General features: G+C 63.6%; 12 protein-coding genes. 7 read left to right on the forward strand and 5 right to left on the reverse strand.

Annotation, left to right across the window (positions count from 1 at the left end):
* Positions 1-25 precede the first annotated feature (25 nt).
* Both B0G75_RS16815 and B0G75_RS16820 read left to right on the forward strand, forming a co-directional pair.
* Complete coding sequence (locus B0G75_RS16815) at positions 26-1,375, forward strand: ATP-binding protein (RefSeq protein WP_007182020.1); 1,350 nt, start codon at positions 26-28, stop codon at positions 1,373-1,375.
* 160 nt (positions 1,376-1,535) lie between these two features.
* Positions 1,536-2,084, forward strand: coding sequence for a peroxiredoxin (locus B0G75_RS16820; RefSeq protein WP_106307545.1), 549 nt, complete (start codon positions 1,536-1,538; stop codon positions 2,082-2,084).
* A gap of 86 nt (positions 2,085-2,170) precedes the next feature.
* On the opposite strand, the gene ispF is transcribed toward B0G75_RS16820, so the two are convergent.
* Positions 2,171-2,650 (reverse strand): 2-C-methyl-D-erythritol 2,4-cyclodiphosphate synthase, encoded by a 480-nt coding sequence (ispF, locus tag B0G75_RS16825; protein WP_012432887.1) that lies wholly within the window; start codon positions 2,648-2,650, stop codon positions 2,171-2,173.
* A 46-nt stretch (positions 2,651-2,696) separates the two neighbouring features.
* On the reverse strand, positions 2,697-3,413 hold the full coding sequence (gene ispD, locus B0G75_RS16830) for a 2-C-methyl-D-erythritol 4-phosphate cytidylyltransferase (protein ID WP_106307548.1): 717 nt from the start codon (positions 3,411-3,413) through the stop codon (positions 2,697-2,699).
* A 121-nt stretch (positions 3,414-3,534) separates the two neighbouring features.
* On the opposite strand from ispD, the gene mfd reads away from it, so the two are divergent.
* The 4 genes from mfd to mscL all read left to right on the forward strand — a co-directional run bounded on the left by mfd (position 3,535) and on the right by mscL (position 10,024).
* Complete coding sequence (gene mfd, locus B0G75_RS16835) at positions 3,535-7,017, forward strand: transcription-repair coupling factor (RefSeq protein ID WP_106307551.1); 3,483 nt, start codon at positions 3,535-3,537, stop codon at positions 7,015-7,017.
* A gap of 155 nt (positions 7,018-7,172) precedes the next feature.
* Positions 7,173-8,399: an acetylornithine deacetylase gene (argE, locus tag B0G75_RS16840; RefSeq protein ID WP_106307554.1), complete on the forward strand. Its 1,227-nt coding sequence runs from the start codon at positions 7,173-7,175 to the stop codon at positions 8,397-8,399.
* A gap of 54 nt (positions 8,400-8,453) precedes the next feature.
* Positions 8,454-9,488 carry a threonine/serine dehydratase gene (locus tag B0G75_RS16845; protein ID WP_106307557.1) on the forward strand — a complete coding sequence of 345 codons (1,035 nt, stop codon included), beginning with the start codon at positions 8,454-8,456 and terminating at the stop codon, positions 9,486-9,488.
* 89 nt (positions 9,489-9,577) lie between these two features.
* Positions 9,578-10,024 (forward strand): large conductance mechanosensitive channel protein MscL, encoded by a 447-nt coding sequence (gene mscL / locus B0G75_RS16850; protein WP_106307560.1) that lies wholly within the window; start codon positions 9,578-9,580, stop codon positions 10,022-10,024.
* A gap of 112 nt (positions 10,025-10,136) precedes the next feature.
* On the opposite strand, the gene B0G75_RS16855 is transcribed toward mscL, so the two are convergent.
* The 3 genes from B0G75_RS16855 to B0G75_RS16865 all read right to left on the reverse strand — a co-directional run bounded on the left by B0G75_RS16855 (position 10,137) and on the right by B0G75_RS16865 (position 14,400).
* Positions 10,137-12,110: a response regulator gene (locus tag B0G75_RS16855; RefSeq protein ID WP_106307563.1), complete on the reverse strand. Its 1,974-nt coding sequence runs from the start codon at positions 12,108-12,110 to the stop codon at positions 10,137-10,139.
* A gap of 81 nt (positions 12,111-12,191) precedes the next feature.
* Positions 12,192-12,701, reverse strand: coding sequence for a response regulator (locus B0G75_RS16860; RefSeq protein WP_106307567.1), 510 nt, complete (start codon positions 12,699-12,701; stop codon positions 12,192-12,194).
* A 79-nt stretch (positions 12,702-12,780) separates the two neighbouring features.
* Positions 12,781-14,400, reverse strand: coding sequence for an ATP-binding protein (locus tag B0G75_RS16865; protein ID WP_106307570.1), 1,620 nt, complete (start codon positions 14,398-14,400; stop codon positions 12,781-12,783).
* A gap of 400 nt (positions 14,401-14,800) precedes the next feature.
* Between B0G75_RS16865 and B0G75_RS16870 the strand changes: the two genes are divergently transcribed.
* Positions 14,801-15,295, forward strand: coding sequence for a hypothetical protein (locus tag B0G75_RS16870; RefSeq protein WP_106307573.1), 495 nt, complete (start codon positions 14,801-14,803; stop codon positions 15,293-15,295).
* Positions 15,296-15,325: the final 30 nt, after the last annotated feature.

Raw genomic sequence — 15,325 nt, forward strand, 5'->3', positions numbered from 1 at the left:
TTTTGATTTCAGATAAGAAGGGCCCATGCGGATCGACCGGCGCCTCCTGACGCTCGCGTTCGGCGGCCTTTTCTGGCGGACCTTTCTGTTGATCGCGCTGTTGATCGCAGTCAGCCTCGCCGCGTGGTTCCAGAGCTTCCGGGTGATCGAACGCGAGCCGCGCGCGCAGCGCGTGGCGTTGCAGCTCGTCGCCATCGTCAAGCTCACGCGCACCGCACTCCTCTATTCCGATCCCGACCTGCGGCGCGCCCTGCTGCAGGATCTGGAAAGCAATGAAGGGGTGCGCGTGTACCCGCGCGAAACCACCGACAAGTACAAGCTCCAGCCCGACGAGTCGCTGAACCGGCTGATCGAACACGACATACGCGGCCGCCTCGGCGACGACACCGTCATCGCGCAGAGCGTGAACGACATCCCCGGCGTGTGGATCAGCTTCAAGATCGACGACGACGACTACTGGGTCGCGCTCGACCGCGATCAGCTCGACAACGCCACCGGTTTGCAATGGGCCGGCTGGGGCGTGTTCGCGCTGGCGCTCTCGCTGTTCGGCGCGGCCTTCATCACGAGTCTCGTGAACCGTCCGTTCGCGCGCCTCGCCATGGCCGCGCGCAAGGTCGGCTCAGGCCAGTCGCCCGAGCCGCTGCCCGAGCGCGGCATGGGCGTGGCCGCGGAAACCAATCGCAGTTTCAACCAGATGGTGCAGGATCTCGAACAGCTCGAGGCCGACCGCGCGCTGATGCTCGCGGGCATCTCGCACGATCTGCGCACCCCGCTCGCGCGGCTGCGGCTCGAAACCGAAATGAGCCCGTCCGACCAGGCCACCAAAGATGCGATGGTGGACGACATCGAGCAGATGGACATGATCATCGGCCGGTTCCTTGACTACGCGCGCCCGGTGCAGCGCGTGCCGGAGCCTGTCGACCTGTCCGTGATCGCGGGCGAGTTGGCCGCGCGCATGCAGAGCGAAGACAGCATGCGCCTGATCACGCGGCTCGCGCCGTCGGCGGTGATCGAGGCGGATGAGACCGACATGCGCCGGGTAGTCGGCAATCTGCTCGAAAACGCGCGCAAGTATGGCCTGAGCGACGGCGACGGCATTCCGCACGTGATTCTGGAAACGCGGGTGTCGCACTCGCGGGTCGAGCTCTCGGTGGTCGACGAAGGCCCCGGCATTCCGGAAGACCAGTTGGCGCTCGTCACACGGCCGTTCTATCGTGTGAATTCGGCGCGCACTCAGGCGAACGGCACAGGCCTCGGCATGGCCATCGTCCAGCGCCTCGTGGGCCGTTACCGCGGCGCGCTGCGCCTGCGCAATCGCACGCCTGGACCGGGTCTCGAGGTCACCATCGAATTTCCGCTGGCCAAGGGCGTCTGAGCGGAACAGCGATCATCCGCCCTTCGTGCGAGTTTGCCGGGTCAACGGCTATCGATCGAATCACCCAGTAGAGGCGAGGCAGATAACGTATAACGGGCTCGTTGCGACGAGTTGGTCGCTTTAACCATGCTGTTTTTCCGACGCACGAAGGAGCACTCTCATGAAAACTGTCGGCGATAAAGTTGAAGCGTTCACCGTCACTGCCGCGAAGCCGGGCTTCAACCATCATGAAGAGAACGGCATTTCGGCATTCGAAGAGATCACTGAGCAGTCGTTTCCGGGCAAATGGAAGATCATCTACTTCTACCCGAAGGATTTCTCGTTCTTGTGTCCGACGGAGATCGTCGAGTTCGGCAAGCTGGCCAGGGATTTCGAAGAACGCGACGCGGTCTTGATGGGCGGCAGCGTCGACAATGAATTCGTTAAGCTGGCGTGGCGCCGCGAGCACAAAGACCTGAACAGGCTCAATCACTATGCCTTCGGCGACGTGAAGGGCGAGTTGATCGACCAGCTCGGCGTGCGTGACCAGGAAGCGGGTGTCGCGTTGCGCGCCACCTTTATCATCGATCCGGACAACACCATCCAGCATGTTTCGGTGAACAACCTGAACGTCGGCCGCAATCCGGAAGAAGTGCTGCGGATTCTGGACGGCCTGCAAACGGACGAGCTGTGTGCCTGCAACCGCCCAGTCGGCGGCGCCACGCTCTGAGCCGGGGTTGTTAAAAGCCCCGCCTGGCTAGCATGCGCGCAGCGCGACGAACCTCCCGCCGCTGTGCGCGTCTTGTAGCACCAGGCTCAGTTCTTGATCAGCAGAACCGCAGCCTGGGCCTCGATACCCTCGCCTCGCCCGAGATAGCCGAGCTTTTCATTGGTCTTGGCTTTGACATTGACGCGCTCGACCGGCAGTCCGAGATCGGCGGCGATATTGGCGCGCATGCCCTCGATATGCGGCGCGAGCTTCGGCGCCTGCGCCACCACGCTGCTATCCACATTGGCAATGGAAAAACCCGCCGCTTTCACGCGCGCGAAACATTCACGCAGCAACACGCGGCTGTCCGCGCCTGCGAACTTCGCGTCGGTGTCGGAGAAATGCCGGCCGATATCGCCCATCGCTGCGGCGCCGAAAATGGCGTCGGTTATGGCGTGCAGCAGCACGTCCGCGTCCGAATGGCCGAGCAGGCCGCGCTCATAGGGAATCGTCACGCCGCCGATAATCAACGGACGCCCCGGCACCAGCGCATGCACGTCATACCCTTGCCCAATTCTGAAATCCATATGCGTCAAGTCCTTAAGCCCGCTAATTAAAATTGAAATCGTCCAATCAGGACGCAGCCGCCGGCCGGCTCAGAATCGCCTCGGCCAGATCGAAGTCTTCCGGATACGTCACCTTGAAGTTGCGCAAGCTGCCCTGCACCAGCTTCGGCGCGTGGCCCAGCCACTCGATCGCGCTCGCTTCGTCCGTCAGGTCGTGACCGTCGGCCTGCGCGCGCAGGATCGCCTCGCGCAGCATGCCGATGCGGAACATCTGCGGCGTCTGCGCCTGCCACAAGCCGTCGCGCGCTTCGGTGCGGGCGATCCGGCCGTCGGAAGACGTCGCGTCGATCCGCTTCAGCGTGTCCGCCACCGGCAAGGCCATGATGCCGCCCACTGGGTCGTCCTTCAGCGCGCCGACCAGCGTGCGGATCAAAGCGGGCGTGATGCCGGGGCGCGCTGCGTCGTGCACCAGCACCCAGTCGTCGTCGCGCGCGCCGAACTCGGCGAGCGCATGCAGGCCGTTGAGCACCGAGGCCTGACGCGAGGCCCCGCCGCTGCGGCGCACGGCAAAACGCAAGCCGCCGAAGCGGCGGCCGTCGAAATGAGCGTCGTCCGGAGCGATCACGACAAGAGTTTGCGCAAACTCGCTGCAGGCGTCGAACGCCGCCAGCGAGTAATGCAACATGTCGCGGCCGGCGACGGTGCGATATTGTTTAGGCATCGCGGCGCCGGAACGGCTGCCGGTGCCAGCGCACGGAATCAGGGCAAATAGACGGGAAGTCACGAGTGCGGATGCCGCGAAGTCAAAGTAAAGGACGGATTTTATAATAGGTCCTTCGCATCCACGCCCCGACACGCGTAAACTTGCCGCTCACGTGTGAGCCTGAGGCCGCTTTTTCTCTTCTATGCCAGACATCGCCGCATCATCGCAGTACTCCCCGCCCGTCGCGCTCGTCAAGGCCGGCCAGCGTTTCGCCTTCGACGGCACGCACGGCTCGTCCGACGCGCTGCTCATCGCCCGCTACCATCTCGCCTATCGCGAGAAGGTGCCGCTGCTCGCGGTCGTGTGCGAAAGCGCCGTCGATGCGCAGCGTCTGGCGCAGGAAATCGGCTTTTTCGCGCCCGAGGCGCGCGTGCGTCTGCTGCCGGACTGGGAAACGCTCCCTTACGATACCTTTTCACCGCATCAAGATCTGGTCTCGGAGCGTCTCGCCACGCTGCACGATCTCGGCGAAGGCCGCTGCGACATCCTGCTGGTGCCCGCCACCACGGCGCTGTACCGTATGCCGCCCGCCTCGTTCCTCGCGGCCTACACGTTCTCCTTCTCGCAAGGCGAGCGGCTCGACGAAGCGAAGCTCAAGGCGCAGTTGACGCTGGCCGGCTACGAACACGTAAGCCAGGTGGTGCGTCCTGGCGAATACTGTGTGCGCGGCTCGCTGCTCGATCTCTATCCAATGGGCTCGCCCTTGCCCTACCGGATCGACCTGTTCGACGATCAGGTCGACTCGATCCGCGCGTTCGACCCTGACACCCAGCGCAGCCTGTACCCCGTGAAAGACGTGCGCCTGCTGCCCGGCCGCGAATTTCCGTTCGACGAAGCCGCCCGCACCGCCTTCCGCAGCCGCTGGCGCGAGACCTTCGAGGGCGATCCGAGCCGCGCGGCGATCTACAAGGACATCGGCAACGGCGTGCCGTCGGCGGGGATCGAATACTATCTGCCGCTGTTCTTCGAAGACACGGCCACGCTGTTCCACTACCTGCCCGAAGGCGCGCAACTGGCGTTCGTCGGCGATCTCGACGCGGCGATCCGGCGCTTCACCAACGACACGAAGCAGCGCTACAACTTCCTCTCGCACGACCGCGACCGGCCGATTCTGGAGCCGCAGCGTCTGTTCCTGTCGGACGAGGACTTCTTCACGCTCGCCAAGCCCTTCGCGCGGCTCTCGCTGCCTGCGAACGCGGGCGGCGGGTGGTCGACGCCGTTACCGAATCTCGCGATCGACCGTCATGCGGAAGATCCGGTCGCAGCCTTGCGCGCGTATCTCGACACCACGCCGAATCGCGTGCTGTTCGCCACCGAATCCGCGGGCCGGCGCGAAACGCTGTTGCAGTTGCTCGCCGACAATCATTTGCGGCCGGTATCGAGCGACAGCTTCCAGGACTGGCTCACGAGCGACGAGCGCTTTTCATTGGGCGTCGCGCCGCTTGCCAACGGTTTTGCCGTGCCGGTCGACGGTATTGCGATCATCACCGAGACCGAGCTGTATGGTCCGCTCGCGCGTCGCGCGGGGCGCCGCCGTCAGGAACAGGCGAGCAATGTCGATTCGATGGTGCGCGATCTGTCCGAGCTCAAGGTGGGCGATCCGGTCGTGCATTCGCAGCATGGCATCGGCCGCTATATGGGACTCGTCACCATGGATCTCGGCGAAGGCGAGACCGAGTTCCTGGACCTCGAATACGCGGGCGACAGCAAGTTGTACGTGCCCGTCGCGCAACTGCATGTGATCTCGCGCTATAGCGGCGCCGACCCGGAAAGCGCGCCGCTGCACTCGCTCGGCTCCGGCCAGTGGGAAAAAGCCAAACGCAAGGCCGCACAGCAGATCCGCGACACCGCGGCCGAACTGCTGAATCTCTACGCCCGCCGAGCGGCACGCGAAGGCCATGCGTTCGCGCTCGAACCGAAAGACTACGTGAAGTTCGCGGAGAGCTTCGGCTTCGAGGAAACGCCGGACCAGGCCGCGGCGATCGCCGCCGTGATCGGCGACATGACGAGCGGCAAGCCGATGGATCGCCTCGTGTGCGGCGACGTCGGCTTCGGCAAAACGGAAGTTGCACTGCGTGCGGCGTTCATCGCGGTGATGGGCGGCAAACAGGTCGCCCTGCTCTCGCCGACCACGCTGCTCGCCGAGCAGCACACGCAAACCTTCAGCGACCGCTTCTCCGACTGGCCGGTGCGGATCGCCGAACTCTCGCGCTTCAAATCGACCAAGGAAGTGAGCGCGGCGATCCAGCAGATCAACGAAGGCACGGTCGATATCGTGATCGGCACGCACAAGCTGCTCTCGTCCGATGTGCAGTTCAAGCGGCTGGGCCTCGTGATCATCGACGAGGAACACCGGTTCGGCGTGCGTCAGAAAGAGGCGCTGAAGGCCTTGCGCGCCGAAGTGGACGTGCTCACGCTGACCGCCACGCCGATCCCGCGTACGCTCGGCATGGCGCTCGAAGGGCTGCGCGATTTCTCGGTGATCGCCACCGCGCCGCAAAAGCGCCTCGCGATCAAGACCTTTGTGCGCCGCGAGGAAGACAGCGTGATTCGCGAAGCCATGCTGCGCGAGTTGAAGCGTGGCGGCCAGGTCTACTTCCTGCACAACGAAGTCGAGACGATCGAGAATCGCCGGCAGATGCTCGAAGCGTTGGTGCCCGAAGCACGCATCGCCGTCGCGCACGGACAGATGCACGAACGCGAACTCGAACGCGTGATGCGCGACTTCGTCGCACAACGCGCCAACGTGCTGTTGTGCACGACCATTATCGAAACCGGCATCGACGTGCCGAGCGCCAACACGATCCTGATTCATCGCGCCGACAAGTTCGGTCTCGCGCAATTGCATCAGTTGCGTGGCCGTGTGGGCCGCTCGCATCACCAGGCGTATTCGTATCTGCTGGTGCACGATCCGCAAGGGCTGACCAAACAGGCGCAACGTCGCCTCGAAGCGATCCAGCAGATGGAAGAACTCGGTTCGGGCTTCTATCTGGCCATGCACGACCTGGAGATTCGCGGTACGGGCGAAGTGCTCGGCGATAAACAATCCGGCGAGATTCACGAGATCGGCTTCCAGCTTTACACCGACATGCTGAACGACGCGGTGAAGGCGCTCAAGGAAGGCAAGGAGCCGGATCTCACCGCGCCGCTCGCCGCGACCACCGAGATCAATCTGCACGCGCCGGCGATTCTCCCCGCCGACTACTGCGGCGATGTGCAGGAGCGTCTGTCGCTCTACAAGCGGCTGGCTAATTGCGAACACAACGATTCGATCGACGGCATTCAGGAAGAACTGATCGACCGCTTCGGCAAGTTGCCGCCGCAAGCGCATGCGCTCGTGGAGACGCATCGTCTGCGGCTGGCGGCGAAGCCGCTGGGCATTTCGAAGATCGATGCCGGCGAAGCGGTGATCGGCTTGCAGTTCATCCCCAACCCGCCGATCGACGCGATGCGGATCATCGAGATGGTGCAGAAACACAAGCACATCAAGCTCGCGGGCCAGGACAAGCTGCGTATCGAAACGCGTAGCCCCGACCTCGCGGTCCGTGTCGCGACGGTCAAGGAAACCTTGCGCGCGCTCGGCACGCCGAGTCGCGGCACGGCGACGAGCGCAGCCGCGCGATAAGTTCGCGGCATGCGCGGCTGCGCTGGCGCAGCGTCGAAAACCGGGGTACGTCTAGCGCTTTTCCCATTCATGCTGCGGTGCGCAAACACGCACCGCAGCATACGGGCGCCTTTTTTTTGGGTATGATCGAAAGACTCAAATGCCGGAGTTCTGTCATGTCCCATGTCGCTGAAACAGCGCAGTCCACGCCGCAGTCCACCTCGTCTTCTCCCGTTTCGCTCCCGTGGGTCACCCGTCTCGTGTCGATGGACACGGTCAGCCGCAATCCGAATCTCGGCCTGATCGAAACCGTGCGCGACGAATTGCGAGCGGTCGGCGTCGAGGCCACGCTCACGCACGACGAAAGCGGCAAATGGGCCAACCTGTTCGCGACGATTCCCGCGCACAACGGCGAAACGAACGGCGGCGTGGTGCTGTCGGGCCACACCGACGTGGTGCCCGTAGACGGCCAGCAATGGGACAGCGACCCGTTCAAGCCGGAGATTCGCGGCGACAAGCTGTACGGCCGCGGCACCTGCGATATGAAAGGCTTCATTGGCGCGGCGCTAACGCTTGTGCCGGAGATGCAGCGCACCAAACTCGCCAAACCGATCCACTTTGCGCTGTCCTTCGACGAGGAAGTGGGCTGCGCCGGCGCGCCGCTCCTGATCGCCGATTTGATGAAGCGCGGCGTGAAGCCGGACGGCTGCATCGTCGGCGAACCGACCAGCATGCGGCCTATCGTGGCGCACAAAAGCATCAATGCCTACCAGTGCTGCGTGCGCGGTCAGGCGGCGCATTCGTCGCTTACGCCGAACGGTTTGAACGCGATCGAATACGCCGCGCGTCTGATCTGCTACATCCGCGACATGGCCGACCAGTTCCGCGAGCAGGGTCCGTTCGACGAACTGTACGACGTGCCCTTCACCACGGCGCAAACCAGCACGATCGTGGGCGGCAACGCGATCAATACCGTGCCGGCCGAATGCAAGTTCCAGTTCGAATTCCGCAACCTGCCCACGCTCGATCCCGAGCCGATTTTCGCACGCATCGATCAATACGCTCGCGAAACGCTGCTGCCGAAAATGTTGCGCGAGCATCCATCGGCGGCGATCGAGATCACGAAGATCGCCGCGGCGCCCGGACTCGATTCGTCTGAACAAGCTGCCATCACGCAGCTGGTGCGCGCGTTGACCGCCGATCAGGACAAGCGCAAGGTTGCCTACGGCACAGAAGCCGGCCTGTTCTCGCTGGCGGGCATTCCGAGCATCGTCTGCGGCCCCGGCGACATTCAGCAGGCGCACAAGCCCAACGAATTCGTCGCGCTGGATCAACTGGTGGCGTGCGAGCGGTTCCTGCAGAAATTCATTCACAGCATGTCGGTCGACGCGCACGCGCACTGAAACTGTCACATGTAGAAAGAGTCTTACCCACACCGACCCAAGCACGCCGACGCCATGTCCACCGCCACCCCGCAGCACACCGACCATACGATCGACGGCGAGCCGATCCCCACGCTCGACGACATCGCCGCGCAGCACTTTGCGTTGACGCCGTGGGTGGCGCGAACGCCGGTGTTCGACCGGGTGGACTTTCCGTCGCTGGAAGGCACGGTGGTGAACTTCAAGTTCGAGCTGTTGCAAGCGGGTGGCAGCTTCAAGGCGCGCGGCGCGTTCACCAACCTGCTCGCACTCGACGAAGCGCAGCGCAGCGCGGGCGTCACGTGTGTGTCGGGCGGCAATCATGCGGTGGCGGTCGCGTATGCGGCCATGCGCCTTGGCATCAGCGCCAAGGTCGTGCTGTTTCACGCGGCCAATCCGGCACGTGTGGCGCTGTGCCGGCAATATCGCGCCGAGATCGTGTTCGCGCAGGACATTGCCGAGGCATTCGAACTGGTGCGCCGGATCGAGGCCGAAGAAGGCCGCTATTTCGTGCATCCGTTCAACGGCTATCGCACGGTGCTGGGTTCGGCCACGCTGGGCTACGAGTGGGCCACGCAAACGCCGGATCTCGAAGCGGTGATCGTGCCGATCGGCGGCGGCGGCCTCGCGGCGGGTGTCGCGACCGCGATGCGGCTCGCGAATCCGAACGTGCACGTGTATGGCGTGGAACCCGAAGGCGCGGACGTAATGGGCAAGAGTTTCGCCGCCAATCACACGGTCAAGATGCGCCAGATGCACGGCATTGCCGACTCGCTCATGTCGCCGCATACCGAGGAATACAGCTACGAATTGTGCCGCCGTCATATCGATCAGCTCGTCACCGTGTCCGACGACCAGTTGCGCGCGGCCATGCTGACCTTGTTCGGACAACTGAAGCTCGCCGTCGAGCCGGCCTGCGCCGCGGCTACGGCGGGTTTGCTCGGCCCGCTGCGCGAACAGTTGCAAGGCAAGCGAGTGGGCGTACTATTGTGCGGCACCAATACCGACCCGGTCACATTTGCCGCGCATATTGAACGCGCGCGGCATAGCGAGTCCCTGTTTCCTCAATAACGAAACAAACCTCGCGTTCCTGACCAAAAGACTAGCCTATCCTTCTCAGGTTGGTATCATTCGAACATCGACTTCTGGGAGGAACCTCTATGAGCATGGTCAAGGAATTCAAGGAATTTGCCCTCAAGGGCAACGTGATGGATCTTGCAGTCGGTGTGATTATCGGCGGCGCGTTCTCCACCATCGTCAATTCAATTGTTAAAGACCTGATCATGCCGGTTGTCGGGCTCGCCACCGGCGGCCTCGATTTCTCCAATAAGTTCGTTCGCCTCGGCCCCATTCCGCCCAGCTTCAAGGGCAGCCCCGAGTCGTATAAAGACTTGCAGACGGCGGGCGTTGCCGTGTTCGGTTACGGCTCGTTCATTACCGTGCTGATCAACTTCCTGATTCTCGCGTTCATCATTTTCCTGATGGTCAAGTTCATCAACAATCTGCGCAAGCCGGCCGAAGCCGCGCCGGCAGAACCGCCGCCGACGCCGGAAGATGTTCTGCTGCTGCGTGAAATCCGCGATTCGTTGAAGAACTCACCACGTTAACTATTCCGGCGCATCAGCCGGAGTCAGTCATAAATAAAAAGGCCTGTTGCGATTGAAGTCGCAACAGGCCTTTTGCTTACTTTCATGGTCCCGATGCCAGCGGCCCATACGCTCACGCGTCGCGCTGCTCCTTCAGAGTCACCGCGCCTTCGATCATCGTCTCGAGCTGGCTGAAGTTGACCGGCTTGGTCAGATGCGAGGTGAAGCCGGCGCTCAGGCAGCGACGCACGTCTTCGTCGGTGCCGAAGCCGGTCAGCGCGACCGCGGGCGCGTCCGAGTGCTCGCGGAACGCTTTGATGAAGTCGAGACCGGTGCCGTCGGGCAATCCTACGTCGCTGACGACCAGATCGAAGGTCTGCGATTGAGTCGCGGCCAACGCGTCGTCGACCCGGCCCACGGTCGTGACTTCATGGCCGAGGCTGCGAATCAGTTGCTCCATGACCTCGGCGGTATCCACATGATCTTCGATAAGCAGGATGTTCAGCAGACCGCCCGAATGCACTTCGTCGGGCACCACGACCGGTGCAGCCACCTCCGGCGCCGCAGCCGTCGGCAACATGATCGCGAAGGTCGCGCCGCAGTGCGCGCCGGGGCTCTGCGCGGTCACGGTACCGCCGTGCACGTCCGTCAACGCCTTCGTGATCGCGAGTCCGAGGCCGAGGCCGCCGAACTGCCGCGTCATGTTCTGGTTGCCCTGCTCGAACGCGTTGAAGAGCTTACCGATCTGGTCCGGCTCGATGCCGATCCCCGTGTCTTCGACCGATATCTGCACGTGCATGCGTTCGTCGCGCGTGCGCACATAAATATGGCCGCCGTCCGGCGTGAACTTGGCGGCGTTGCGAATCAGGTTCCACAGCATTTGCTGCAGCCGCGCGCGATCGGCCAGCACGTAATGATGCTGCGCGTCCTTATGGACGTGCACGTCCTGCTGCTTGACCTGAATCTCGCTGCGAAACAGTTCGAGCACGCTGTCGATCACGTCGTGCACGTCGACCGTTTCCAGCGACAGCCGCAGCTTGCCGTTGGCCACGCGCGTGAGATCGAGCAGGTCGTCGATCAGCCGCGCTTCGAGTTCGACGTTACGGCGGATCATGCGCACGCTCGCCCGCGCCTGATCGGGCAGACCTGGAATCATTTCCAGCACGCTGGCGCCGGCCAGCACCGGCGTGAGCGGCGTGCGCAATTCGTGCGACAGCATGGCCAGAAAGCGGTCTTTGGCGCGATTGGCTTCTTCGGCGGTCTGGCGGGCGGCCTGCTCCGACGCCAGCAGCCGTTCGCGCTCCTCGATCGCCTCGCGCTGCGAATGAATGTCCGTGCAACTGCCGAACCATTTGCTGACGTTGCCTTCGGCGTCGCGCATCGCCACCACGCGCAAGTCGAACCAGCGATATTCGCCGTCGTGACGGCGAATCCGCAACTCGTGCCGGTAGTCGCCGGCGTTGCCCGATACCGTTTTGAGCCAGCTTCGGCGAACCTCTTCGCGGTCGTCCGGATGCACGGCGTCGAGCCAGGCGAGACCGTACGAACAGCTTTCAGCGAGGCCCGTGTAGTCGTACCACTGCTTCGACAGAAAATCGCAGTCGCCCGTGGCGTTGCAGGTCATGACGAGGTGCGGCAGCGCCTCCGACAAAGTGCGGTAATGCTGCTCGCGATCGCGCAGCAGCAAGGCTTCGTCCGACGCGCGCTGCAGGCGCACTTGCGAGAGCACCCGTTCGACGGCTTCGGGCAGGTAATCGAGGTAATCGCCGGATTTTGGCACGACGTCGGACACGCCCGCGCGCAGCGCTTCGATGACACGCGATTCGTCGGTAAAGCCGGTCACGAGGATGGCGGGAATCCGCACGCCTTCCGCGCGCAGACGGCGAAAAAAGTCCAGGCCGGTCTCGGGCCCGCTCAGTTGATAGTCGAGCACCAGCAGGTCGGGACCGCTGCGCGCGAGCCGGTCACGGGCCGCTTCGACGCCGGCGCAGATCGCGACCCGGCAGCCGGCGCGCTCGAGCGACTTGCGCGCGAGCCGCAGGATGCCTTCGTCGTCATCGACCACTAGCACGTAGGCGGCAGGCTGCGTGGACACTTCGTCGGTCATGCGGAGTCTTCTCTGGCTAGGGTCAACAAGTGGTCTATCTTGTCACGAGCGGCTTTCGGCCCGCTTCATGCGAACCTTCCATCACGGCGCCGCGAGACGATGCCCCGAAGGCAGCTTGACCACCTGCAGGAAAAAACCAAGGCGGCGCACGGCTTCGATAAACGCATCGTACTCGACCGGCTTGGTGATGTAGACGTTGCAGCCGAGCTCGTAGCAACGCGCGATTTCGCGCGGGTCGTCGGTCGTGGTCAGGACGATCACCGGCACGGCGGCCGTCTGCGGCGATTCTTTCAGGCGCCGCAAGACTTCGAAGCCGTCCACTCGCGGCATTTTCAGATCGAGCAGCACGACGAAATTCATCAAATCGTCGCGTGCGGGTACAGCGCTGTGAGCGGGGTCGGCCGCGGAACTCGCGGCGGCGTCGGCTGGTGACGGCGCTGGGCCGAAGAAATAATCGAGCGCCTGCTGGCCGTCGCGAAAACGCACGAAACCGTTCGAAATGCCGGCACGGCGCAGATTGCGCTCGACGAGCGTGGCATGGCCGTCGTCATCTTCGATCAGTACGATGCTGACCGTTTCCCCGTGATTCATATGCTCTCCGTGCTCAACGATTGGTTGATGCCTGCCGCTTGTGATTATCCGCGCCGCCGCGCTCTTTGCCTGCCGAAGTTCAAAGACGCGCGGGCTGTTCCGGCAACACCACGAAAAACGTCGACCCCGCGCCCTCCGCCGACTCGACCCACACGCGGCCCCCATGCCGCTCCACCGTGCGACGCACGACCGCGAGACCGATGCCGTCGCCGTGCGCGACGTCGCCGTGCAGGCGCTGAAACGCCCGGAACACTTTCGACATATACGCGGCCGGAATGCCGAGGCCGTTGTCGCGCACATAATACGTGCGCATGCGGACCGCGCGCGGCTCACCCGCCTCGGCCGGCTCGACCGGCTCGGGTTCCAGTGCGCCGACTTCGATACGCCCGTTGCGCGCCGGGTCGAGATAATTCAGTGCGTTGCCGATCAGATTGCTGAAGATCTGCTCGATCGCGCCGGGGTCGCCCCATGCGGGCGGCAAGTCGCGCACGGTCACCACAGCGGAGCGCTGGCCGATCGCGCCCTGCAGCGCATCGACCACCCGGGCCACCACGCGCCCGACGCTGACGCGCTGCCACTGGTACTCGAGCCGGCCGGCGCGTGAAATGCGCAGCAGCGCGTCGATAATCGCGGCTGCCCGCGTCACTGCCGTGCGCAAATATTGCAAGGACTCGCGCACCTCGCCGTTGAGAATATGCGCCATGCGCCGATGCTCGGCGTCCGGCAATTTTGCCGCCTCGACGACGCTGTCCAGTTCGTCGCACGAGACCTGCAATTCCTTCGAGAAACCTTGCAGATTCACCAACGGCGAGCGCAGATCGTGCGACACGCTGTAGATGAACATTTCATTGTCTTGCGTCTCCTGACGCAGTTCCTCGTTGACGCCCGCCAGTTCCTGCGCACGTGCTTCGAGCCGCATTTTCAGCATGGCCTGCTCGGCTTCCGCCTCACGCAGGCGCGCACCCGTCTGATGCAGCACGGCGTCGAGCGCGGCAATTTCGTCCTTACCCGACAGCGCCGGCGCCAGCGTGCGCCCGCTGCCCAAACGCTCGGCATTCTCGGTCAACACTTCCAGCCGCCTGCCGATGCTGCGCGCAAAGACCACCGCGGTGGCGGCCCAGATCAGCATCGAGCCCAGCACGGCGCCGATCAGCGCGTACTGCTGACGGTCACGGCGCCGCGCGAGCGCGGCTGAGCGCTCGGCATCGAGCCGCGACGCCTCGTCGCCGAACGCCGCGAGCTCGTCGCGAAACGCGGCGATCTGCTGCGGCAACGCGCCGGTCTCCAGCGCCGCGAACGAAGTCAGACGACGCCCTTCGTGCAGCGCCTGCGAGATCGCGGCAGTCTGCGTGCGATACGCGTCGATCGCCCGCTGCATCTTGTGCACGCGCTCGACCTGATGCGGCGTGCCGGCGACCAGCACCTCGAGATTCGACAGCCGGTCGCCCAGATCGACCCACACCGTATGGCGGTCGATCAGTGACGCATCGCCGATCACCATGCCCGTGCGAACCCGCGCTGCCTGGCGCAGCAGCGGATCGATGATGGCCGACGACTGATAGAGAATCTGCTTGCTGTTGGTGACCTGCTGGGCGGCGTGCGCTGTCTGCTCCTGGGTATCGAAGACGACGCCAAGAAGCGCCAGCTCGACCGCGCTCGGCACTGCAATCAGCAGCAGACCCTTGGTGAATAGTTTCATGTTCGCCCGAAGGGTCGCAAAGGGTCGCTCAAGCCGCGGCGGCTCATGACCAGCGATGCAACGGCGCGCCGGTGGGACTTTGCGGTGGGGCATCGGCGAGCTCGGCGCAGTGCAGCCGGACGGGCCATTATCGACGTGAATTCGAGATATTTCAACGTATCGGCAAGATGCGCCTGCCCACACAAAAACGACATTTTTATTGGTATGAGATGATTTTTCGGCGCCTCGTGCGTCTATGATGGAAATAGATGGGATGGGAAGCGAAAGCGCGCGGCGAGGCGGTTCGGCATGATTCGTGCGGGAGGCGGTGGGGCGGCGTTGTTGTCGAATCACCGTGAATCCGACCTTGTCGTATGCTATAAAAGATCGACGTGCGGCGCGCGAAGCCGGGAGTGGTCGCATGAGGACGCTGCGTTTCTTGCAATTCTTTTTCAGGCGAATTTTTATGTCCTTCCCGAAAAAGCGTAGACGCGCGAAGGTGGACGGCGATGAGTCGTTCCTCGCGGTACTACGGCATTTCAAGCCGTTCGGTCAGCTCGACACCAAGATTGCGCGTGCTCGCGCGCAAGACGAGCCGGTCCTTTATGCGCACGTGCTGCCGGGGCTCGATGTCCTCCTGTGCAGTGTGCGTGGCGCACAGCCGCCCTATCCGGCACCCGCGGAATTGCGGCGCCGCTGTATCGAATCCATTACGAATGCGCTGGAGCAGCCGCTCGACGGTCTCGAGAACGGCGGCTACTGGTATGAGGCGGATGGCTTCGGCTTTCTGGTGTTTGCCAGCCGCGCTCGCGGCAAGATCCTGACGGAATTCGGCGCGACACGCGTCGGCGGCACACGTCGCGGGGTGCGTCGGCAGGATGCTGCCGGCGACGCCACACCGCGCTCGCTCAGGTAAACATTTAGCTTTGCGGTAGACCTTCAAATT

This window comes from Paraburkholderia sp. BL18I3N2, assembly GCF_003001875.1.
Lineage (GTDB): Bacteria > Pseudomonadota > Gammaproteobacteria > Burkholderiales > Burkholderiaceae > Paraburkholderia > Paraburkholderia phytofirmans.